Below are 20,591 nucleotides of genomic sequence, written 5' to 3' on the forward strand. Positions count from 1 at the left end.
CTGAGCGGACGCCGGTCATCAGGAGGGCCCGATGTACACGCCTGCCGCCTTCGCGACGTCGCCCGAGCAGGCGCTCGCGTTCCTGCAGGCTGCCGACTCGGGTGACCTCGTCTCGCTCGGTCCCGACGGGTTGCTCGCCACCCCGCTGCCCCTGCTGCACCGGCCTGGCGCGGACGGCGGGCTCGGGCACGTCGTCATGCACGTGGCCCGCACCAACGCCCACTGGCGGCACGCCGACGGCGTCGACGGGCTGCTGATCGTGCGCGGCGTCGAGGGGTACGTCAGCCCGAGCTGGTACGCGAGCAAGGCCGAGCACGGCCGCGTCGTGCCGACCTGGGACTACGAGGTCGCCCACGTGCGCGGGCGCCTGACGGTGCACGACGACGTCGGGTGGTTGGCCGAGGCGGTGCGCGGGCTGACCGAGCGCCACGAGTCGCGCCGCGCCGAGCCGTGGGCGGTCGACGACGCGCCGGCCCGCTTCGTCGAGGGGCAGCTGCGCGCGATCGTCGGGCTGGAGCTGGCGGTCGAGTCGGTCGAGCTGAAGCTGAAGCTCAGCCAGAACCGCCCGGCCGCGGACGTCCGGGGGGTCGTCACCGGGCTCCGGGCCGACGGCCGGCACCCGCTCGCCGACGCCGTCGCCGAACGGCTCGACGACTAGGCCAGCCGGGTGCGGACGGGCGCGGCCGCTCAGAGCGACTCGCCGCCCGCTGTGCAGCCCCTGCAGTCACGACGACGACGGAACAGCTCGAGGTGCCGTCGCTGGTCACGGAGTTCACCCGTGGGCTCTGACCCCCTCGCAGGGGCGGGCGCGCGCACCCGGACGGCACCCAGACGGATCTCACCGCCGCGCGCCACCGCCCAGCACGCGATCGGTTGCTGCACCGGCTGCGCGACGAGGACCCGGGGCGCTGGACCCACGCGACGACCGCAGCCGGGCACCCGGGCCTCAGGGCCGTCCCGTGGGCCTAGGCTCCGCAAGTGGCCGAACCGGTGGACCTGCGCTCCGCGCTGCGTGGCGTGCTCGACGCGGTGGAGGACGCCTCGCCGGTCGACGCGGTGCAGGCCGCGACCCGCGAGCTGGCGGCCGCGCTCGGCGCGTCGTCCGCGTCGTTCCTGATCGCGGACCTGTCCGGACGGGCGCTGGTGCGGATGTCGCACGTCCGGGCCGGGGAGGAGTCGCCCGGCGACGGCGGCGAGCGGCGCGACGACGAGGAGCGGGCGGTGCGGGTCGGGCTCGACCGGGGGCCGGCGGGTCGGGCGTTCCGCGAGCAGGCCGTGCAGACGCTGCCGCCGGGCTCGGCCGACGGCGCAGGTCGCACGAGCGACGACGGCTGGACGGTGCTCGCCCCGGTCACCGAGCGCGGTGAGGCGCTGGGCCTGCTCGAGCTCGTCGTGCCGGCTGAGCCAAGCCCCGACACGGTCGCCGAGATCGCCCGTACCGCGCACCTGCTCGGCTTCGTCGTCGTCGCCAGCCGGCGGCACACCGACCTCTTCGAGTGGGCGCAGCGCAGCACCCCGTACTCGCTGTCGGCGGAGATCCAGCGACGGCTGCTGCCGGCCGGCTACACCTGCGAGACGGGGCAGTTCACGCTGTCGGCGTGGCTCGAGCCGTCGGCGAGCGTCGGCGGCGACACCTACGACTACAGCCTCGCGCGCGACGTGCTGCACCTGTCGATGACCGATGCGATGGGCCACGGTGTCGACAGCTCGCTGCTCGCCACGCTGTGCGTCGGCAGCCTGCGCTACGCCCGGCGGCACGGTCTCTCGCTGCCCGAGCAGGCCGCGGTGGCGAACGAGGCGCTGTGCGCGCAGCGGACGTCGGTGCCCGGCGACGGGTTCTGCACCGGCCTGCTCGGTCGCCTCGACCTGACCGACGGCGTCCTCGAGCTGGTGAACGCCGGCCACGTCGCGCCGTACCTGCTGCGCGACGGGGCAGCCGTCACCGTCGACCTGGCGCCGGACGTGCCGTTCGGCCTCTTCGCCGAGACCCGCTACCAGGTGCAGCGCCAGCAGCTGCGGCCGGGTGACCGGCTGGTGCTGGTGACCGACGGCATGCTCGAGCGCAACGCGGCCGCCCTCGACCTGCCGGCGGTCATCGAGTCGACCGCCGACGCGCACCCGCGCGAGGCCACCCGCGCGCTCACCGACCTGGTGCTCGACGCCACCGGCCACGCGCTGTCGGACGACGCCACGTTGCTGGTACTCGACTGGCACCCCGAGCACGGCCGCGACCGCGACACCCGGTCCGGCACGGCCGTCTGACGCACTCGACCTGTCTCCGCGTCAGGACGTCATCGCGGTCATCCGGATCGAGACGAGCACGCCCGGCAGCTCGACGCCCAGCCGGGCGACGTAGCGGGTCGGCGGGTCGGTCGGGAACGCGCGGGCGTACTCCTCGTTCAGCCCGGCGAAGTCGGCCGGGTCGGCCAGCAGCACGCCGACCTCGACGACGTCGTCGTACCCGGCGCCGCCCGCCTCGAGCACGGCCAGGCAGTTGGCGACCGCCTGTCGGGTCTGCTCCTGGATGGTCGGGCCGGCGAGCCGGCCGGTCGCGGGGTCGGTGCCGGTCATCCCCGACACGTGCACGTGCGCCCCGACCCGGACGCCCTGGCTGAACAGCGGCGAGCCGGGTGCGCGGTCGGTGCGGATCAGCTGACGTCCCATGACGGCATCATGCCGAGCGACGCACCCACCTGACGAGGATCTGCCGCCGTCTCAGCCGCCCGTGCGCAGGCCGCGGTCGACGAAGGCGATCAGCCAGTCGAAGCTGTCGTCCACGTCGGTGTCGAGCTGGAACGCCGTCGACACCTCCAGCGTCACGAAGCCGTGCAGCAGGCTGCGCAGCATCCGGAGGGCGTGGACCTGCTGCGCGGGGGGCAGGTCGTACCCCCGCAGCACCGCCGCCAGACACTCGAGGGTGCGCCCGCTGGACGCCACGAAGGGGTCGTCGGGGCCGGTCGCCCGGGCCTCGTTCGCCGCGGCGTACCGACCCGGGTGGTCCTTGACGTAGCGGCGCAGGGCCTGCGCCGCGGCCGACAGCGCGTCGCTGCCGGAGCGACCGCGGATGGCGTCGCCGACGGCGTCGCTCACCTCGTCCGCCGCGAGGACGGCGATGCGGTGCAGGAGGTCGGCCTGCCCGGCGACGTGCTTGTAGAGGGACGGCGTCCGCACCCCCAGCCGCTCGGCGACGGCGTTCATGCTGAGCCCGGCCGTGCCCAGCTCGTCCGTCACGGCCGCGCCGGCACGGGTGACCGCCGCGGCGTCCAGGCCCGCCCTAGGCACCGGCGGCCTGCCCTGCCGCGGTGTCGCGGGGGAGCGTGCGCTGCAGGAACGGCAGCACCAGGGCGAGCACCTGCTCGGGGGTCTCGGCGTGCGGGTAGTGCCCGGCGCCGTCGACGACCGCGACCTCACCCAGGCCCTCGGGCAGCTCGGCGACGACGCGCTCGCCCTCGGCGCGGGGGTCGGCCCAGTCGGGGTCGAGGCTCCCCTCGATCACCAGCACCGGGCACCGGACGTCGGGCAGCCGCGCCCCGGCGTCCGCCGGACTCGACTTCGCCATCGCCTGCAGCACCTTCATGCGCTCGGGCTCGGCCATCAGCGCCTCGATGTGCGCGCGCTCGGCGGCCCAGTCGGCGGGCTTGGTCGGGTAGGCCAGCTCGAGGTACCGCATCCAGGCCGGCAGGCTGCCCAGCAGCAGGGTGCGCGCCAGCAGGCTGCCCGAGCTGCGGTACCGCTTCGAGCGCAGCAGGCCGCCGAGGTCCGTCGACTGCTTGCGGGTGAACGGCGCGAGCTCGACCAGCCCGGCGACCAGGTCGGGTGCGGTGGCGGCGGCGATCGTGGCGGCGCCCCCGCTGATCGACTGCCCGACGACCACGGCCCGTTCGCCGGGGCCGGTGAGGTGCCGGGCCAGCGCGACCAGGTCGCCCGCGAGGTCGGTGCGGCTGTAGCCGTCCCACCCGGTGCTCGACTCCCCGCAGCCGCGCAGGTCGGCGTTCGCGACGCGGTACCCGGCCGCGACCAGCCCCGGCACGAGGTGGCGGTACGAGCGGCGGCTGTCGCCCATGCCGTGGGCGAGCACCACCAGGGGCCCGTCACCGGCGACGTCGTACGCGATGCTCCCGCCGTCGAGGGCGAGGTGCTGGGTCTGGGTCATGACGTCTCCTGATTGGCTAAGGGCAGTAGCCAAAAGCTATACCGATTAGCCAACGCTGGTCAACCCTGCGGGAGGGACTCGCCGTGAGCGCCTCGGGTGCGCTAGGACGTGCGGGTGCAGACGAGTGGACGGGACGCCGAGCTCGAGGCCGAGCTGCGCGAGACGCTGCACCACCGGGTGCGGCCGATGCGCGGACGCGACCCGCGCGAGCGCGGCCGCTCGACGTCGCCGCTCGAGTTGCTCTACGACCTGACGTACGTGATCGCCTTCGCCGCCGCCGCCGAGGAGCTGGCCCGGCACCTGAGCGAGGGGCGCGCCGGCCCCGCGGTCGGCGCGTACCTGTTCGCGGTGTTCGCGATCACCTGGGCGTGGACGAGCTTCACCTGGTTCGCGTCGGCGTACGGCAACGACGACGTGCTGTTCCGCGTCGCCACGATCGTGCAGATGGTCGGCGTCGTGGTGCTGACCTTCGGCCTGCCGGTGGGCTTCGAGGCTGCCGCCGAGGGCGAGAGCCCGAACAACCTGCTGCTCGTCGTCGGGTACCTGGTGATGCGGGTGCCGCTGCTCGCCCTGTGGCTGCGGGCGGCCCGCGACGACCCCGCCCGACGCCGGACGTCGGTCGCGTACGCCGTCGTCATCGCGGCCGCCCAGCTGTGCTGGCTGGCCACGGCGCTGCTGCACCTGCCGGTCGCGGTCACGGTCGCCGCCCTCGTGCTGCTCGCCGCCGCCGAGCTCACGGCACCGGTGCTCGTCGAGTCGCGCTTCGGCCGGCCCCCGTGGAACGCCGGGCACGTCGCCGAGCGGTTCAACCTGCTGACCCTCATCACCCTGGGCGAGGTGGTCGCCGCGACGACCCGCGCGGTCGGTGCGCTCGTCGGCGAGCAGGGGTGGTCGCCGTCCGCCGTGCTGCTCGCGGCCAGCGGCCTGGTGCTCGCCGCGGCGCTGTGGTGGGCGTACTTCCTCATCCCGTCGCGCGCGGTGCTCGAGCGCTGGCCCGACCGGACGATGGCCTGGCGGACGGCGCACCTGCCGCTCTTCGGTGCGATCGCCGCGGTCGGCGCCGGGCTGCGGGTCGCCGCGACCGCCGTCGAGGAGGAGCGCCTCTCGCTGCTGCAGATCGCGCTCGCCCTCGCCGTGCCGGTCGCCGTCGTGCTGGTCACCGTGTTCGTCACCTGGAGCGTGCTCATGCGCTCGCACGACCTGACGCACGTGCCGCTGTTCGTGCTGTCGGTGCTGCCCGTCGCCGCCGCCGTCGTGGTCGGTGCGGCGCACGGACGCGACGACCTCGTCGAGGCGGCCGGCGCCCCCGGGTTCGGTGCGCTGGTGACCGTCGTCGCGCTGGTGACGCTCGGCGCGGTGATCGAGGTGGTCGGCCACGAGGCCGTCGGCCTGCGCCACACGCTGCGCGCCGTCCGGCACCGGGAGTGGGAGCCTGCTGGGAGCGGGTGACGGGAATCGAACCCGCACTGTCAGCTTGGGAAGCTGATGTTCTACCATTGAACTACACCCGCACGGCCCCGCTTGGGGAGCGCGCGACGAGTCTATACGACCCGGCGTTACGCTCTGGCCGTGCTCCTCTCCGACCGCGACATCCGTGCCGAGCTCGACGCCGGACGCGTGGTGCTCGACCCCTTCGACCCGTCGATGGTGCAGCCGTCGAGCGTCGACGTCCGGCTCGACCGCTTCTTCCGGCTGTTCGACAACCACAAGTACCCGGTGATCGACCCGGCGCAGGAGCAGCCCGACCTGACGCACCTCGTCGAGACCGAGCAGGACGACGCGTTCGTGCTGCACCCGGGCGAGTTCGTGCTCGGGTCGACGTACGAGCAGGTGACGCTGCCGGACGACGTGGCGGCGCGGCTCGAGGGCAAGTCGAGCCTGGGGCGGCTGGGGCTGCTGACGCACAGCACCGCGGGCTTCATCGACCCCGGGTTCAGCGGCCACGTGACGCTCGAGCTGAGCAACGTGGCGACGTTGCCGATCATGCTCTGGCCGGGCATGAAGATCGGGCAGCTGTGCTTCTTCCGGCTGAGCAGCCCGGCCGAGCACCCCTACGGCAGCGAGCGGTACGGCTCGCGGTACCAGGGGCAGCGCGGGCCGACGGCGAGCCGGTCGCACGCGAGCTTCCACCGCACGCAGGTCTGACCGGGGCCTCGTGGCGCTGTTCGGGTGGTTGCGCCGCGGCCGCGTCGACGAGCGGCTGCGGACGCTGCGCGACAGCCACCTGCTGCTCGTGCCCTCGACCACGCCGGTGCGGGTGGTCGACGCGCTGCTGCGGGCCCGCGTGCCCGACGCCCGGCTCGCCGAGCAGGGGCGGGTGCGGCTCGGGCGCGGCGCCACCATCAGCGGTCCGCACGCGCTGTCGCCGCGCGAGGCCAAGGCGGTGCACGTGCCGACGCGCTGGTCGGTGGCCTACGCGGTGACCACCGAGGCGCAGCGCGACGCGGCAGCCTTCGACGACATCGCCGACCCGCAGATGCGCGCCTGGTGGATGCGGGCGTTCCCCACCGGCAAGCCCTACCGCGACGAGGGCGACGCCGTGGCGCTGGCGCTCGCGATGGCCCGCCGGGTCGGTGGCGCGCTGCGCGTCGCCGGCTCGCACGCCGTGCTCGCGCCCGACCCGCGCCAGCGGCTCGACCTCACGGTGTGGTCCGGCTTCTGGCTCGACCCCGACCACGTGCTCGACCTGCTGGCACCCGTCCTGCCCGGAGCCCGCGTCGACCTCGGCGGCAGCGACTGGACCGGTCCGACGCAGGTGCACGACGCCCCCTGGGACGTCGACCCGCACGATCCGCTCGGGCTCGACCTGCAGGCCGCGCTCAGCGTCGACGACACCCAGACCATCCGCGCGGTCAGCGACCAGACCGACGCACACGCCGTCGTCCGGCCGGACGTCGTCGACGGGTTCCTCGTCGAGGCCGACGACGCGCTGTCGGTCGAGGTGTGGCAGGAGGACGTCGTGCCCGAGTGGGTGCGCGCCCGGGTCGAGCACCAGCAGCTCGTGCCCGGCGGCCCGGCGGTCTGCTATGCGGTGCGGTGGACGCCGTCCGACGTGGTGGCGCTCGAGTCGGAGCTGCCGCCCCCCGAGCTGGCCGACGAGCGCGAGCGGGTGCGCCGGCGGGTGCGGCTCGCCGCCCTGGCGCTCGCCGAGGCCACCGCCGGCGTGGTCACCGACGACGGCGGCTTCGAGGTCGACCGCTACACGCTCTGACCCCGACGCCCTCCGAACCTCGTGCCGAGATGCGAGTAGTGGTTGGGACCGGCGTCGCCCGGTCAACCACTGCTCGCATCTCGACAGGGGTCAGACCGGTGCGGGCTCGGGCTCCTGGCCGCGGCGGACGGCGGCGAGCAGCATCTGCGCGATGTCGACCACCTCGACCTCCTCGCGCGCCGCGCCGTCGGCCTGCGCGGCGGCCAGCCCGTCGCTGAGCATCACGCGGCAGAACGGGCAGCCGATGGCGATCTTGTCAGCCCCGGTGGCGACGGCCTCGGCGGTGCGGTTCGTGTTGATGCGGGTGCCGAGCGTCTCCTCCATCCACATGCGCGCGCCGCCCGCGCCGCAGCAGAACGACGTCTGCCGCGACCGGGGCATCTCGCGGTACTCGACGCCGGGCACCGCGCCGATCAGCTCGCGCGGCGGCTCGTAGACGTCGTTGTGCCGGCCGAGGTAGCAGGGGTCGTGGTAGGTCACCGACGTGCCGCCGGCGGTCACGCCGTCCTTCGCCGCGGGGGCGCCGGCCGGCGGGGCGACGGGCACCAGCTTCTTGTCGCGCACCAGCGCGTTCAGCAGCTGCGTGTGGTGCACGACCTCGTAGCGGCCGCCGAGCTGCGGGTACTCCTTCGAGAGCGTGTTGAAGCAGTGCGCGCAGGTGACGACGATCTTGCGCGCCTCGAGCTCGTTCAGCGTCTCGACGTTGGCCTGCGCGAGCATCTGGAACAGGAACTCGTTGCCGGCTCGGCGGGCCGGGTCGCCGGTGCACTGCTCGCCGTCGCCGAGCACCGCGAAGTCGACGCCGGCGGTGTGCAGCAGTTCGGCGACCGCCCGCGTCGTCTTCTTCGCACGGTCCTCGAACGCCCCGGCGCAGCCGACCCAGAACAGGTACTCGACGTCGGCCAGCGACTCGACGTCCTGACCGACCTGCTTCACCTCGAACGGCAGGTCCTTCGCCCAGTCGAGACGGGCGCGGGCGTTGACGCCCCACGGGTTGGCGTTGTTCTCCAGGTTCTTGAACAAGCCGTTCAGCTCGTTGGGGAACGCCGACTCGATGAGCACCTGGTAGCGCCGCATGTCGACGACGTGGTCGACGTGCTCGATGTCGACCGGGCACTGCTCGACGCACGCGCCGCAGGTGGTGCACGACCACAGGACGTCGGGGTCGATGACCGCGCCGCCCGCGTTGTACGCGCCGAGCGGGTCGCCGGCCGGGTCGTAGCCGGTGCCGCCGACCAGGGCGAGGTTCAGGACGTCGACGTCGGCGTGCGGGTCCTGCCCGCCGCCCGCCGTCCGGTCGGTGAGGTCGGACCTCGCGGAGCCGGCGAGCGCCTGCAGGTACGGGGCCTTGTCGTGGGCGTGGTCGCGCAGCGCCATCACGAGCAGCTTCGGCGACAGCGGCTTGTCGGTGTTCCAGGCCGGGCACTGCGACTGGCAGCGGCCGCACTCGGTGCAGGTCGAGAAGTCGAGCAGGCCCTTCCAGGTGAAGTCCTCGACCTTGCCGGCGCCGAGCGCGGCGTCCTCGTCCAGCTCGTCGACGTTCTCGAAGTCGACCGGCACGCCGCGGACCGCGATCGGCTGCAGCGCACCGAGCGACGTCCGGCCGTCGGGGTGGCGCTTGAACCAGATGTTGAAGAACGCCAGGAACCGGTGCCACGCGACACCCATGGTGGCGTTCAGGCCGATGGTGATCGCCCAGGCCATCGAGATCAGGATCTTGATCGTCGCGACCGCGACGACCGCCGCCTCGAGCCGGCCGGCGTCCGAGCCGAAGAGGCCGCCGAGCCACGCGGTCAGCGGGAAGTGCAGCGCGGTCGCCCAGTCGTCGCCGTCGACGCGGCCGAGCGCGTACTCGAGCGCCCGCAGGGTCAGCACGCAGAGGACGACGCCGAGGATCGTCAGCTCGACGTAGTACGCCTGCCAGAAGGTCGAGCCGTAGAAGCGCGAGCGCCGGCCGTCCGCGCCCGCGCTGCGACTGGGCTTCTTCGCCTGGCGCAGCGCGATCAGGTAGACGATACCCAGCAGGCTGACCCAGGCGACCACCTCGCCGAGCCACTCGAACGGGATCCAGTGCCCGACCACCGGCAGCACGAAGTGCGGGTCGAAGAGCTGCCCGTAGGCGGTCACCAGCGAGAAGAACAGGACGCCGAACGACACCATCACGAACCAGTGCGCGACCGCGACGACCGGCAGCTTCGCCATCCGGGTGTGCCCGAGGAACTCGCGAAGCAGCGTGCGGGTGCGGGCGACCGGCGAGCCGGTGCGGGTGGGGTCGGGCTGCCCGAGCCGCACCGTCTGCACGAAGCCGGCCGCGGTGCGGGTCAGGAGGCCGAAGCCGACGACGCTGGCGACCAGCGACACGGCGATGGCGGCGGTCTGCATCGATGCTCCTCGGGCTCCGGTGGCCGAACCCGGGCACTCTACGTGGCGGTAACTTGCCGCGGCGCCAGGTGTGACCAGCGTGACCCGGTCAGGGCCGCGCGCCCGCCTTCGTCAGCAGCTCCATCAGGCGGGCTCGCTCGGCCAGGGTCAGCCGGCCGACCGTGTCGACCAGCACCTCGTCCGCCAGCTCCTCGCCGGCCTCGAAGGCAGCCGCCCCGGACGGCGTGACGCGGTGTCGCACCGCCCGGCCCGGCCCGTCGCGGCGCTCGAGCAGCCCGCGGGTGATCATCCGGCTGGCGAGCGTGCCCATCGACTGGTCGGTCTGGAAGGTCAGCACCGCCAGGTCGTGCAGGGACGCGTCCGGCTGCTCGTGCAGGTGGCGCAGCACGTCCCACTGGGCCAGCGACAGGTCGACCGTCGCCAACCGGCGGTTCATCTCGCGGTGGTGGCGCCACTGCAGGCGCTTCACGGCGAGCCCGACGTCCTGCAGGGTCACGGCCACCTGAGCAGCCTAATGCAGCTTGTTGAGATCAGGAGGCTGATCTAAGGTTGCTGATATGAGCACTCACCACCTGCGGGTCCCAGGCGTCGGCGACCTCGACCTCACCGCCACCGAGCGAGGGAGCGGGCGTCCCGTGCTGCTGCTGCACGGCGGCGGCGGCCCGGGCGCCGTCGAGCCCTGGGCCGACCGGCTCGCCGCCGCCCACCCGGCCCGCGTGCTGGTGCCCACGTACCCCGGGTTCGAGGGCACCGAGCGGCCCGAGTCGCTCGACGGCGTCCGCCCGCTGGCCGCGGTGCAGGTCGCGCTGCTCGAGGCGCTCGACCTGCGCGACGTGCTCGTCGTCGGCAACTCCATCGGCGGCTGGGTCGCCGCCGAGGTCGCACTGCTCGGCTCGGAGCGGGTCACCGGGGTGGTGCTCGTCGACGCCGTGGGCGCCGACCTGCCGGGGCACCCGGTCGCCGACTTCTTCTCGCTCACGCCGGCCGGGCTCGCGCAGCGCAGCTACCACGACCCGGACCGGTACGGCGTCGACCCGGCCGTGCTGCCGCCAGAGGTGCGCGCCGCGATGGCCGCGAACCGCCCGGCGATCGCGGCCTACGGTGGTGACGGCATGGTCGACCCGACGCTGCTCGACCGGCTGACCGCCGTCCGCACGCCGACGCTCGTCGTCTGGGGCGAGGCCGACCGCATCGCCGACGCCGAGGTCGGCCGCGCCATGGCCGCCGCGGTGCCGGGAGGCCGCTTCGAGCTGGTGCGCGAGTGCGGGCACCTGCCCCAGATCGAGCAGCCCGACGTCCTCGTCGACCTGGTCCGGCGCTTCGTCGACGAGCTGCCGCCGCGCTGCTGACCGCACCGTCCCGGCACCAGAGCCGCGCGGGCTGCCGCAGGGCAGGAACGTGGCAACGGCCTTCGCTGGGGCGGTGCTGGTTGCCACGATGCTGCCGCCTCCGGTCCGCGGGCCGAGCTCAGGCGGGGGGACGGCCGCCGATGCGGCGGGTGAGCTCGGCCGCGGCGGCACGCACCCGCTCTGCCAGGGCCTCCCGGTCGATCCTCGGCAGGTCGTCCGGGAACGTGGTGGCCAGGCCGGCGGCGGGGTGCCCCGCGTGGTCGAGCACCGCGGCGCCGACCGACGCCAGACCCGGCGTGACCTCGCCGTCCTCGACCGCGTGCCCGCGGGCCCGGACGTCGACGAGCAGCCGCCGCAGGGCGCTCGGTGAGGCGGGGCCGGTGCCGTGCCGCAGCACGAACGCCTCGCGGCCCGGGAACAGCGCCCGCACCTGCGCGGCGGGCAGGGCGGCGAGCATCGACCGGCCGCTGGCCGTGAGCTGCGCGGGCAGCCGCACCCCCACGTCCGTGACCAGAGGGGGTCGTCCGGGTGCCCGTTCCTCGACGACGTAGAGCACCTCGCGGCCGTGCAGCACCGCGAGGTGCGCGCCGTGGCCGGTCGCGTCGACGAGCCGGGCGAGCAGCGGGCGGGCGAGCCGGGCCAGTGGCGCCTGGTGCGTGTACGCCGAGCCGACCTCGAACGCCGCGACGCCGAGCCCGTACCGACGCTCCTCGGGCAGGTGCACCACGAAGCCGGCGCGCTGCAGCACGGCCAGCAGGTGGTACGTCGTCGAGCGGGGCAGACCGAGGTCGGCGGCGATGCGTCCGGCGGGGATCGGCCCGGCGTGCCGCGCGAGGTGGGTGAGCACCTGCAGCGTCTGCTCCGCCGCCGGTACGCTGCTCGACCCGCTCATCGGAGGTCACCGTGCGCGCCCTGCACCTGTCGTCGTTCGAGCGCGATGCCGCGGCCCTGGTCGACGTGCTGCGCACCGGCCCGCTGCAGGCGCCCGTGTCCTCGTGCCCCGGTTGGGACCTGGCGGGGCTGGGCGCGCACGTCGGCCAGGTGCACCGCTGGGCGGCCGCCGCCCTGAACGGGCAGCAGGCACCGGACGAGGCGCCGGCGGCGGACGACGTCGACGTCGCCGCGTGGGTCGAGGAGGGCGCGGGCGAGCTGCTGCGGCTCATGACGGCGGCCCCCGACGACGCCGCGTGCTGGGGGTTCGGCCCGCCGCCGCAGACCGCCGGGTTCTGGGTGCGGCGGCAGGCGCACGAGACCGCGCTGCACCGGTGGGACGCGCAGGTCGCCGCCAGACGTCCCGCCGCGCTCGACCCGGTGCTGTCGTGGGACGGCGTCGCCGAGGTGGCCGAGGTCTTCTACCCCAGGCAGGTCGCGCTCGGACGCCGGGCACCGCTGGGCGCCGCGCTCGAGCTGGTCGCCGCCGAGGGCGAGGTCGTGGTCGGCGAGGGCCCGCCGGTCGCCCGGGTGCACGGGCCGTCGTCCGCGCTGCTGCTCGTCGTGTGGGGGCGACGTCGCGCCATCGACCTCGTCGCCGACGGCACGCTGCGCGCCGAGGGCGACGCGGCGACGGCGCGGCGGCTGCTGTCGGAGCAGCTCGTCCCGTAGCAATCGGAGCACGTGTCTGGGATATCAGACAGATAGGTGCCGACGACAGCCCCGCGCTCGTCGTCCGGGCGGTGCACTGGACGGCATGACCAGCACGCTGCCCACCACCCGCCAGGTCGTCGTCGGCACCGGCCCCCTCCGGCCGGACGACGTCGTCGCGGTCGCGCGCGACGGGGCCGGGGTGCGCGTCGACCCCGCGGCGCTCGCCGAGATGGCCCGCAGCCGGGCGGTGATCGAGGCGCTCGCCGACGACGTCGAGCCGCACTACGGCGTGTCGACCGGCTTCGGCGCCCTCGCCACGACGCACATCCCGGCCGAGCGGCGGGCCCAGCTGCAGCGGTCGCTGGTGCGCTCGCACGCCGCCGGTTCCGGGCCCGAGGTCGAGCGCGAGGTGGTGCGGGCGCTCATGCTGCTGCGCCTCTCGACGCTGGCGACCGGACGCACCGGTGCGCGGCCCGTCGTCGCCGAGACGTACGCGGCGCTGCTCGACGCCGGCATCACCCCGGTGGTGCACGAGTACGGCTCGCTCGGCTGCTCCGGAGACCTGGCGCCGCTCGCGCACTGCGCGCTCGCGGTGATGGGCGAGGGGCAGGTGCGCGACCCGCACGGTGCGCTGCGGCCGACCCTCGACGTGCTGCAGGAGAGCGGGATCGAGCCGGTGCAGCTCGCCGAGAAGGAGGGGCTGGCGCTCATCAACGGCACCGACGGCATGCTCGGGATGCTGGTGCTGGCGCTGCACGACCTGCGGCAGCTGCTGACCACGGCCGACGTCGCCGCCGCGATGTCGGTCGAGGCGCTGCTCGGCACCGACGCCGTCTTCGCCGCCGACCTGCAGGCGCTGCGCCCGCACCCCGGCCAGGCCGCCAGCGCCGCCAACCTGCGCGCGCTGCTCGCCGGCAGCCCGATCATGGCGAGCCACCGCGGTCCGGAGTGCACCCGCGTGCAGGACGCCTACTCGCTGCGGTGCGCCCCCCAGGTGCACGGCGCGGCGCGCGACACGGTCGCGCACGCGGCGTCCGTCGCCGCGCACGAGCTGGCCTCAGCGGTCGACAACCCGGTCGTCACGCTCGACGGCCGGGTCGAGAGCAACGGCAACTTCCACGGCGCACCGGTCGGGTACGTGCTCGACTTCCTGGCGATCGCCGTCGCGGACGTCGCGTCGATGAGCGAGCGGCGCACCGACCGGTACCTCGACCGCTCGCGCAGCCAGGGCCTGCCGCCGTTCCTGGCGCACGAGGCCGGCGTCGACAGCGGCCACATGATCGCGCAGTACACGGCGGCGGGGATCGTCAGCGAGCTCAAGCGGCTCGCGGTGCCGGCGAGCGTCGACAGCATCCCGAGCTCGGCCATGCAGGAAGACCACGTCTCGATGGGCTGGGCGGCGGCCCGCAAGCTGCGCCGCGCGCTCGACGGGCTCACCCGGGTGCTGGCGGTCGAGCTGCTCACCGGCGCCCGGGCGCTCGACCTGCGAGCACCGCTCACCTCTGCAGCCTGCACCGGTGCCGTGCTGAACACGTTGCGCGACAACGGCGTCGAGGGGCCGGGCCCGGACCGGTTCCTCGCCCCGGAGCTCGAGCTCGTCGTCCAGGCGGTGCGCGACGGCGACGTCCTGGCCGCCGCGCAGTCCGGCACCGACCACCAGCTCGCCTGACCCAGCCACCCACGTCAGCCCGACCCGAGGAGACCACCATGGACGGCGCCCGTCCGGTCCGCGCCCCGCGCGGCACCACCCTCACCGCCCGCAGCTGGCAGACCGAGGCCCCCATGCGGATGCTCATGAACAACCTCGACCCCGAGGTGGCCGAGCGCCCCGACGACCTCGTCGTCTACGGCGGCACCGGCCGGGCGGCCCGTGACTGGCGCAGCTACGACGCCATCGTGCGAACCCTCACCACGCTGTCGGACGACGAGACGCTGCTCGTGCAGTCCGGCCGGCCCGTCGGTGTGATGCGCACCCACGAGTGGGCGCCGCGCGTGCTGATCGCCAACAGCAACCTGGTCGGTGACTGGGCGACCTGGCCGAGGTTCCGCGAGCTCGAGCGCCAGGGCCTGACGATGTACGGGCAGATGACCGCCGGGTCGTGGATCTACATCGGCACCCAGGGCATCCTGCAGGGCACCTACGAGACGTTCGCCGCGGTCGCCGCCAAGCGGTTCGGCGGCACGCTCGCCGGCACGCTCACGCTGACCGGCGGCTGCGGCGGCATGGGCGGCGCGCAGCCGCTCGCCGTCACGCTGAACGGCGGCGTCTGCCTGGTGGTCGACGTCGACGGCACGCGGCTGCAGCGGCGGGTCGACCACCGCTACCTCGACGAGGTCGCCGACTCGCTCGACGACGCGATCGCCCGCTGCCTGGCTGCGAAGCGGGACAAGAAGGCGCTCAGCGTCGGCCTGGTCGGCAACTGCGCCACGGTGCTGCCCGAGCTGCTGCGCCGCGGCGTCGAGGTCGACGTCGTCACCGACCAGACCAGCGCGCACGACCCGCTGTCGTACCTGCCCGAGGGCGTCGAGCTCGGCGACTGGCCCGACCTCGCCGACCGCAAGCCCGAGGAGGCGACCGACCGCGCGCGCACCTCGATGGCCAAGCACGTCGAGGCCATGGTCGGGTTCATGGACGCCGGCGCCGAGGTGTTCGACTACGGCAACTCGATCCGCGACGAGGCCCGGCAGGGCGGCTACGACCGCGCGTTCGCCTTCCCCGGCTTCGTGCCCGCGTACATCCGGCCGCTGTTCTGCGAGGGCAAGGGCCCGTTCCGCTGGGCGGCGCTGTCGGGCGACCCGAAGGACATCGCGGCCACCGACGCCGCGGTGCTCGACCTGTTCCCGGAGAACGACCACCTGCAGCGCTGGATCCGCGCGGCGCAGGACCGGGTCGCCTTCCAGGGCCTGCCCGCGCGCATCTGCTGGCTCGGGTACGGCGAGCGCGACAAGGCCGGCCTGAAGTTCAACGAGATGGTCGCCTCCGGTGAGGTGTCGGCCCCGATCGTCATCGGCCGCGACCACCTCGACGCCGGCAGCGTCGCCTCGCCCTACCGCGAGACCGAGTCGATGGCCGACGGCTCCGACGCGATCGCCGACTGGCCGCTGCTGAACGCCCTGGTCAACACGGCGTCCGGCGCGAGCTGGGTGTCGATCCACCACGGCGGCGGCGTCGGCATCGGCCGTTCGATCCACGCCGGGCAGGTCAGCGTCGCCGACGGCACCGAGCTGGCGGCCGCGAAGCTCGAGCGGGTGCTGACGAACGACCCCGGCATGGGCGTCGTCCGGCACGTCGACGCGGGCTACGAGGAGGCCGACGCGGTGGCGGCCGAGCGCGGCGTCCGGGTGCCCATGCGCGAGGGCGACTGACCTCGTGCCCCGCCCCTTTGCGCACCCCAGCCCGGTTTGCGCGGCTCAGCCCGCTGACGGGGCCTCGCCGAGCGGGCTGACGTGCGCAAACCGGGCTGACGCGCGGAAAGGGGGTGCGGGTCAGGTGACGTCGGCGACCGTGGCGTCGAGGGCACGGACGACGTCGTCGGCCTGCAGCACCACGCCGACGCCGTGCGCGCCGGCGCCGAGCCCCACCTCGCGGCCGGCGGCGGAGGCGTCGACGACCACGGGCCAGGCGCGGGTCGAGCCGAACGGGGTGATGGTGCCGCGCTCGTACCCGGTGACCTCCAGCGCGGTGGCGGCGTCGGGCATCGACATGCGCTTGACGCCGAGCAGGGCGCGCAGCTTCGGCCACGAGATCTCGCGGTCGCCCGGCACCAGCACGAACAGGAAGTCGTCGTCGCCGCGGCGCACCACGATGCTCTTGAGCAGGTCGCGCGGCTCGAGACCGCGCACCGCCGCGGCCTCGGCGAGCGAGCCGACGCGGCCGTGCGACACCACGCGGTACGGGATGCCGGCGGCGTCGAGGGCTGCGACGGCTCGTTCGTGGCTCATGGCAGCACAGCCTAGGCTCGCCGCGTGACGGCCACGGAGGTGCTCGGCGAGCTGCACGAGGTGGGCCGGGCCGCGAGCGGCGGCTACCGTCGCTTCGCCTGGACGCCGGACGACGCGGCCCTGCGCGAGTGGTTCACCGCGCGGGCCGAGTCGCTGGGGCTCGACGTCGTGCGCGACCGGGCCGGCAACCTGTGGGCCTGGTGGGGCGACCCCGACGTCGACGGCCCGGGCGTGGTCACCGGCAGCCACCTCGACTCGGTGCCCGACGGCGGCGCCTACGACGGGCCGCTCGGGGTGGTGTCGTCGCTGCTCGCGGTGGAGGCGTTGCAGCGCAACGGCTTCACGCCGTCGCGTCCGATCGGGGTCGCGTGCTTCGGCGACGAGGAGGGTGCGCGGTTCGGCATCGCCTGCGCCGGCTCGCGGCTGCTGACCGGTGCCCTCGACGCCGACCGGGCTCGGGGGCTGCTCGACGGCGAGGGCACGACGATGGCCGAGGCCATGACCACCGCCGGGCTCGACCCGCGGCACGTGGGCCGCGACGACGAGACGCTGCGCCGCGTCGGCACCTTCGTCGAGCTGCACGTCGAGCAGGGCCGCGGGCTGGTGCACCACCACGCGCCCGTGGGCGTCGGCAGCGCGATCTGGCCGCACGGACGCTGGCGGCTCGACCTCGCCGGGCGCGCCGACCACGCCGGCACCACCGCGCTGGCCGACCGCGTCGATCCGGTGCTCGACCTCGCCCGCGCGGTGCTGACCGCCCGCTCGGCCGCCGCCCGGCACGACGCGCTGGCCACGATCGGCAAGGTGCTGGTGCTGCCCAACGGCGTCAACGCGATCCCGTCGTCCGTCACCGCCTGGGTCGACGCCCGCGGTGCCGACGAGCCGCGGGTGCGGGCGGTGCTCGCCGACCTGGCCGACGCCGGGCTCGACCCGGTCGAGGAGTCGTGGACGCCGCGCACGCCGTTCGACGCCGACCTCACCGCGGGTCTGGCGCGGCTGCTCGGTGACGTGCCGGTGCTCGAGACGGGGGCGGGTCACGACGCCGGGGTGCTGGCGCTGGCCGGCGTCCCGACCACCATGCTCTTCGTGCGCAACCCGTCCGGCGTCTCGCACTCCCCGACCGAGCACGCCGAGGCAGCCGACTGCGACGCCGGGGTCGACGCGCTGCGGACCGTGCTGGAGCACCTGGCCGGGCCCCGATGACGACGTACTGGTGCGCGCAGGCGTGGGTGGGCGACGGCCCGGTCGCCGGCGTCCGCATCACCGAGGACGCCGGTGTGATCACCGCCGTCGAGAGCGGAACCGTTGCGACACAAGGCGACGAGCGACTCGACGGCCTCGTGCTGCCGGGGTTCGCGAACGCGCACTCGCACGCCTTCCACCGGGCGCTGCGCGGCCGCACCCACGACGAGGGCGGCACGTTCTGGACCTGGCGCGAGCGGATGTACGCCGTGGCGGGGCGGCTCGACCCCGACGGCTACCTGGCGCTGGCCCGGGCGGTCTACGCCGAGATGGCGCTGGCCGGTGTCACCTGCGTCGGCGAGTTCCACTACCTGCACCACGCACCCGGCGGGGTGCGCTACGCCGACCCGAACGCGATGGGCGAGGCGCTGCGCCAGGCCGCCCGCGACGCCGGGCTGCGCATCACGCTGCTGGACGCCTGCTACCTCAGCGGCGGTCTGACGAGCGACGGGCACCTGCCCCTCGACCCGGTGCAGCAGCGGTTCTCCGACGGGACGGTGGAGGGCTGGGGCGACCGCGCGATGGCGATGGTGCCGGACGCCGGGCTGCGCGTCGGGGCGGCGATCCACTCGGTGCGGGCGGTGCCGCGCGAGCACCTCCGCACGGTCGCGAAGGCCATGCCCGGCGCGCCGCTGCACGCGCACCTGTCGGAGCAGTACGCCGAGAACGAGGCGGGGTTCGGCTACTACGGCCTCGGTCCCACCGAGCTGCTGGCGGCCACCGACGTGCTGGGCCCGCGCACCACCGTCGTGCACGCCACGGTCAACCCGCACCTCACGCTGCTCGGCAGCACCGGCACCCGGGTCTGCTTCTGCCCGACCACCGAGCGCGACCTGGCCGACGGCATCGGCCCGGCGCGGCTGCTCAAGGACCACGGCAGCCCGCTGTGCCTCGGCAGCGACCAGAACGCGGTGGTCGACCTGCTCGAGGAGGCCCGCGCCCTCGAGATGCACGAGCGGCTGTTCACGTTGCAGCGCGGGGGGTTCACGTCGTCCGAGCTGGTCGACGCGCTCACCGTCGACGGGCACTCCTCGCTCGGCTGGCCCGAGGCGGGTCGGCTCGAGGTCGGCGCGGTGGCCGACCTGGTGGAGGTCGACCTGCACTCGGTGCGCACCGCCGGAACCGTTGCGGCGCAGGCGGTCTACGCCGCGACGGCGAGCGACGTGCGCACGGTGGTGAACGCCGGGCGGGTCGTGGTGCGCGACGGCGAGCACGTGCTGGGCGACGTCGCGAGCCTGCTGCGCCAGGCGATCGAGCCGATCTGGAGGGATGCGTGACGAGCACCCTGGTGACCGACGTCGCCGAGCTGGTGACCAACGACCCGCGGCTGGGCGACGGGTCGGCGCTCGGCCTGCTCACCGACGCCGCGCTGGTCGTCGAGGGCGGCTGGGTGGCCTGGGTGGGGCCGCGGCACCAGGCCCCCGCGGCCGACGCGTCGGCATCGGTCGGCGGGCGCGCGCTGGTGCCGGGCTTCGTCGACTCGCACGCGCACCTGGTGTTCGCCGGCGACCGCTCGCGCGAGTTCGAGGCGCGGATGACCGGCACCCCGTACGACGGCGGCGGCATCGCGACCACCGTGGCGGCCACCCGCGCCGCGCCCGACGAGGTGCTGCTCGCCCGGCTGCGGGCGCTGGTGGCCGAGATGCGCGCGCAGGGCACCACCACCGTCGAGGTGAAGAGCGGGTACGGGCTCGACACCGCCCACGAGGCGCGCAGCCTGCGGATCGCCCGCGAGGTCACCGACGAGACGACGTTCCTCGGCGCGCACGTGGTGCCGGCTGGTGTCGACCGTCGCGACTACCTCGACCTGGTGACCGGCGAGATGCTCGCGGCCTGCGCGCCGCACGCCCGCTGGGTCGACGTGTTCTGCGAGCCCGGCAGCCCGCACGCCTTCGACGGCGACGAGTCGCGCGAGGTGCTGACGGCCGGCGCTGCGGTGGGGCTCGGCGTGCGGGTGCACGGCAACCAGCTGACGGCCGGTCCCGGCGTCCGGCTGGCGGTCGAGCTCGGCGCCGCGAGCGTCGACCACTGCACCCACCTGACGGCGGCGGACGTCGACGCGCTGGCCGGGTCGCCGACCGTGGCCACGCTGCTGCCCGGCGTCGAGTTCTCGACCCGTTCGCCGTACCCGGACGCCGCGGCGCTGCTGCGCGCCGGGGTGACGGTCGCGCTCGCCAGCGACTGCAACCCGGGCAGCTGCTTCAGCTCGTCGATGCCGTTCGTCATCGCGCTCGCGGTCCGCGAGACCGGGATGTCACCGGCCGAGGCGCTGTGGGCGGCGACGGCCGGGGGCGCCCGGGCCCTGCGTCGCACGGACGTCGGGCACCTGGGGGTCGGCGCGCGCGCCGACCTGACCGTGGTCGACGCGCCGACGCACCGCCACCTCGCCTATCGGCCGGGGGTGCCGCTCGCGCGGGCCCTCGACCTGGGGTCGGCCGAGGGGGTCAGCTGACCTCTTCCATGTCAGGGGGCAGGTGCCCGCTGGAGTGCCGGTAGTACTCGGCGGCCTTGCGCGTCCAGGCCATGCGGGCGAGCTGGATGATCGCGCCGCTCACGGCCGCCCACGCCACCGCCTCGAGCACCTGCACGTTCGGGCTCGCGGGGTTCACCGGCGGCGGGTTGCCCGTCGCCTTCTCCCAGCCGGTGTTCAGCACCTTGCGGGCGCCGATGCCGGCGGCGATCGCGCCACCGGTGCCGAGCAGCTTCCACACGAACGATCCCATCCCGA

20 protein-coding genes and 1 tRNA gene are annotated in these 20,591 nt (G+C 74.8%); 12 read left to right on the forward strand and 9 right to left on the reverse strand.

Annotation, left to right across the window (positions count from 1 at the left end; genetic code table 11):
* Window positions 1-31 precede the first annotated feature (31 nt).
* Window positions 32-658, forward strand: a complete 627-nt coding sequence (locus tag ACYVI6_RS00100; protein WP_460444413.1) for an FMN-binding negative transcriptional regulator — start codon at window positions 32-34, stop codon at window positions 656-658.
* 320 nt (window positions 659-978) lie between these two features.
* Complete coding sequence (locus tag ACYVI6_RS00105) at window positions 979-2,262, forward strand: PP2C family protein-serine/threonine phosphatase (RefSeq protein ID WP_460444414.1); 1,284 nt, start codon at window positions 979-981, stop codon at window positions 2,260-2,262.
* Window positions 2,263-2,283: 21 nt separating this feature from the next.
* Here ACYVI6_RS00105 and ACYVI6_RS00110 read toward each other — a convergent pair whose 3' ends face one another.
* From ACYVI6_RS00110 to ACYVI6_RS00120, 3 genes are read right to left on the reverse strand one after another with little or no spacing between them, the layout of a single operon-like run.
* Window positions 2,284-2,664 (reverse strand): RidA family protein, encoded by a 381-nt coding sequence (locus ACYVI6_RS00110; protein ID WP_460444415.1) that lies wholly within the window; start codon window positions 2,662-2,664, stop codon window positions 2,284-2,286.
* Between the two features lie 51 nt (window positions 2,665-2,715).
* Window positions 2,716-3,282 (reverse strand): WHG domain-containing protein, encoded by a 567-nt coding sequence (locus ACYVI6_RS00115; RefSeq protein ID WP_460444416.1) that lies wholly within the window; start codon window positions 3,280-3,282, stop codon window positions 2,716-2,718.
* The gene (locus tag ACYVI6_RS00120) at window positions 3,275-4,153 is read right to left on the reverse strand and encodes an alpha/beta fold hydrolase (RefSeq protein ID WP_460444417.1); all 879 of its coding nucleotides are present in this window, start codon (window positions 4,151-4,153) and stop codon (window positions 3,275-3,277) included. Before ACYVI6_RS00120 ends, ACYVI6_RS00115 begins: the two co-directional genes overlap by 8 nt.
* Before the next feature lie 114 nt (window positions 4,154-4,267).
* On the opposite strand from ACYVI6_RS00120, the gene ACYVI6_RS00125 reads away from it, so the two are divergent.
* The gene (locus ACYVI6_RS00125; RefSeq protein ID WP_460444418.1) at window positions 4,268-5,602 is read left to right on the forward strand and encodes a low temperature requirement protein A; all 1,335 of its coding nucleotides are present in this window, start codon (window positions 4,268-4,270) and stop codon (window positions 5,600-5,602) included.
* On the opposite strand, the gene ACYVI6_RS00130 is transcribed toward ACYVI6_RS00125, so the two are convergent.
* Window positions 5,594-5,664: transfer RNA gene (locus tag ACYVI6_RS00130), tRNA-Gly, on the reverse strand. The genes ACYVI6_RS00125 and ACYVI6_RS00130 overlap by 9 nt on opposite strands.
* A 58-nt stretch (window positions 5,665-5,722) precedes the next feature.
* Here ACYVI6_RS00130 and dcd point away from each other — a divergent pair.
* Both dcd and ACYVI6_RS00140 read left to right on the forward strand, forming a co-directional pair.
* Window positions 5,723-6,298 (forward strand): dCTP deaminase, encoded by a 576-nt coding sequence (gene dcd, locus ACYVI6_RS00135; protein WP_460444419.1) that lies wholly within the window; start codon window positions 5,723-5,725, stop codon window positions 6,296-6,298.
* 10 nt (window positions 6,299-6,308) lie between these two features.
* Window positions 6,309-7,364 carry a hypothetical protein gene (locus ACYVI6_RS00140; protein WP_460444420.1) on the forward strand — a complete coding sequence of 352 codons (1,056 nt, stop codon included), beginning with the start codon at window positions 6,309-6,311 and terminating at the stop codon, window positions 7,362-7,364.
* Window positions 7,365-7,454: 90 nt separating this feature from the next.
* Here the strand turns inward: ACYVI6_RS00140 and ACYVI6_RS00145 are convergent, their stop codons facing one another.
* Window positions 7,455-9,746, reverse strand: coding sequence for a (Fe-S)-binding protein (locus ACYVI6_RS00145; RefSeq protein WP_460444421.1), 2,292 nt, complete (start codon window positions 9,744-9,746; stop codon window positions 7,455-7,457).
* An 88-nt stretch (window positions 9,747-9,834) separates the two neighbouring features.
* Window positions 9,835-10,182, reverse strand: a complete 348-nt coding sequence (locus ACYVI6_RS00150; RefSeq protein WP_460444514.1) for a MarR family winged helix-turn-helix transcriptional regulator — start codon at window positions 10,180-10,182, stop codon at window positions 9,835-9,837.
* A 121-nt stretch (window positions 10,183-10,303) separates the two neighbouring features.
* Here ACYVI6_RS00150 and ACYVI6_RS00155 point away from each other — a divergent pair, with 121 nt between their 5' ends.
* Entirely contained in the window at window positions 10,304-11,095 is a 792-nt protein-coding gene (locus ACYVI6_RS00155) for an alpha/beta fold hydrolase (protein WP_460444422.1), read from the forward strand.
* 118 nt (window positions 11,096-11,213) lie between these two features.
* Here ACYVI6_RS00155 and ACYVI6_RS00160 read toward each other — a convergent pair whose 3' ends face one another.
* Window positions 11,214-11,987, reverse strand: coding sequence for an IclR family transcriptional regulator (locus tag ACYVI6_RS00160; RefSeq protein WP_460444423.1), 774 nt, complete (start codon window positions 11,985-11,987; stop codon window positions 11,214-11,216).
* 11 nt (window positions 11,988-11,998) lie between these two features.
* On the opposite strand from ACYVI6_RS00160, the gene ACYVI6_RS00165 reads away from it, so the two are divergent.
* The 3 genes from ACYVI6_RS00165 to hutU all read left to right on the forward strand — a co-directional run bounded on the left by ACYVI6_RS00165 (window position 11,999) and on the right by hutU (window position 16,045).
* Window positions 11,999-12,697, forward strand: a complete 699-nt coding sequence (locus ACYVI6_RS00165) for a maleylpyruvate isomerase family mycothiol-dependent enzyme (RefSeq protein ID WP_460444424.1) — start codon at window positions 11,999-12,001, stop codon at window positions 12,695-12,697.
* A gap of 85 nt (window positions 12,698-12,782) precedes the next feature.
* On the forward strand, window positions 12,783-14,348 hold the full coding sequence (gene hutH, locus ACYVI6_RS00170; protein WP_460444425.1) for a histidine ammonia-lyase: 1,566 nt from the start codon (window positions 12,783-12,785) through the stop codon (window positions 14,346-14,348).
* A 38-nt stretch (window positions 14,349-14,386) separates the two neighbouring features.
* Complete coding sequence (gene hutU, locus ACYVI6_RS00175) at window positions 14,387-16,045, forward strand: urocanate hydratase (protein ID WP_460444426.1); 1,659 nt, start codon at window positions 14,387-14,389, stop codon at window positions 16,043-16,045.
* 120 nt (window positions 16,046-16,165) lie between these two features.
* Here the strand turns inward: hutU and ACYVI6_RS00180 are convergent, their stop codons facing one another.
* A complete protein-coding gene (locus tag ACYVI6_RS00180; protein ID WP_284289103.1) occupies window positions 16,166-16,621 on the reverse strand; it encodes an aminoacyl-tRNA deacylase in 456 nt (151 codons plus the stop codon).
* Window positions 16,622-16,645: 24 nt separating this feature from the next.
* Between ACYVI6_RS00180 and ACYVI6_RS00185 the strand changes: the two genes are divergently transcribed.
* The 3 genes from ACYVI6_RS00185 to hutI are packed head-to-tail and all read left to right on the forward strand — an operon-like array spanning window position 16,646 to window position 20,315.
* Complete coding sequence (locus ACYVI6_RS00185) at window positions 16,646-17,824, forward strand: allantoate amidohydrolase (protein ID WP_460444427.1); 1,179 nt, start codon at window positions 16,646-16,648, stop codon at window positions 17,822-17,824.
* Window positions 17,821-19,140 carry a formimidoylglutamate deiminase gene (locus ACYVI6_RS00190; protein ID WP_460444428.1) on the forward strand — a complete coding sequence of 440 codons (1,320 nt, stop codon included), beginning with the start codon at window positions 17,821-17,823 and terminating at the stop codon, window positions 19,138-19,140. Before ACYVI6_RS00185 ends, ACYVI6_RS00190 begins: the two co-directional genes overlap by 4 nt.
* The gene (gene hutI, locus ACYVI6_RS00195) at window positions 19,137-20,315 is read left to right on the forward strand and encodes an imidazolonepropionase (protein WP_460444429.1); all 1,179 of its coding nucleotides are present in this window, start codon (window positions 19,137-19,139) and stop codon (window positions 20,313-20,315) included. Before ACYVI6_RS00190 ends, hutI begins: the two co-directional genes overlap by 4 nt.
* Here the strand turns inward: hutI and ACYVI6_RS00200 are convergent.
* Entirely contained in the window at window positions 20,308-20,586 is a 279-nt protein-coding gene (locus ACYVI6_RS00200; RefSeq protein ID WP_460444430.1) for a DUF4235 domain-containing protein, read from the reverse strand. The two genes, hutI and ACYVI6_RS00200, sit on opposite strands and share 8 nt — an antisense overlap.
* Window positions 20,587-20,591: the final 5 nt, after the last annotated feature.

It is taken from the genome of Angustibacter aerolatus (genome assembly GCF_054776675.1).

Excerpts from the sequence above, each read along its gene's own strand:
- hutH (WP_460444425.1), top strand. The coding sequence starts at position 12,783 with ATGACCAGCACGCTGCCCACCACCCGCCAGGTCGTCGTCGGCACCGGC.
- ACYVI6_RS00160 (WP_460444423.1), bottom strand. The coding sequence starts at position 11,987 with ATGAGCGGGTCGAGCAGCGTACCGGCGGCGGAGCAGACGCTGCAGGTG.
- ACYVI6_RS00155 (WP_460444422.1), top strand. The coding sequence starts at position 10,304 with ATGAGCACTCACCACCTGCGGGTCCCAGGCGTCGGCGACCTCGACCTC.
- ACYVI6_RS00150 (WP_460444514.1), bottom strand. The coding sequence starts at position 10,182 with ATGAACCGCCGGTTGGCGACGGTCGACCTGTCGCTGGCCCAGTGGGAC.
- ACYVI6_RS00200 (WP_460444430.1), bottom strand. The coding sequence starts at position 20,586 with ATGGGATCGTTCGTGTGGAAGCTGCTCGGCACCGGTGGCGCGATCGCC.
- ACYVI6_RS00120 (WP_460444417.1), bottom strand. The coding sequence starts at position 4,153 with ATGACCCAGACCCAGCACCTCGCCCTCGACGGCGGGAGCATCGCGTAC.
- ACYVI6_RS00110 (WP_460444415.1), bottom strand. The coding sequence starts at position 2,664 with ATGGGACGTCAGCTGATCCGCACCGACCGCGCACCCGGCTCGCCGCTG.
- ACYVI6_RS00190 (WP_460444428.1), top strand. The coding sequence starts at position 17,821 with ATGACGACGTACTGGTGCGCGCAGGCGTGGGTGGGCGACGGCCCGGTC.
- ACYVI6_RS00100 (WP_460444413.1), top strand. The coding sequence starts at position 32 with ATGTACACGCCTGCCGCCTTCGCGACGTCGCCCGAGCAGGCGCTCGCG.
- hutU (WP_460444426.1), top strand. The coding sequence starts at position 14,387 with ATGGACGGCGCCCGTCCGGTCCGCGCCCCGCGCGGCACCACCCTCACC.
- ACYVI6_RS00180 (WP_284289103.1), bottom strand. The coding sequence starts at position 16,621 with ATGAGCCACGAACGAGCCGTCGCAGCCCTCGACGCCGCCGGCATCCCG.
- ACYVI6_RS00145 (WP_460444421.1), bottom strand. The coding sequence starts at position 9,746 with ATGCAGACCGCCGCCATCGCCGTGTCGCTGGTCGCCAGCGTCGTCGGC.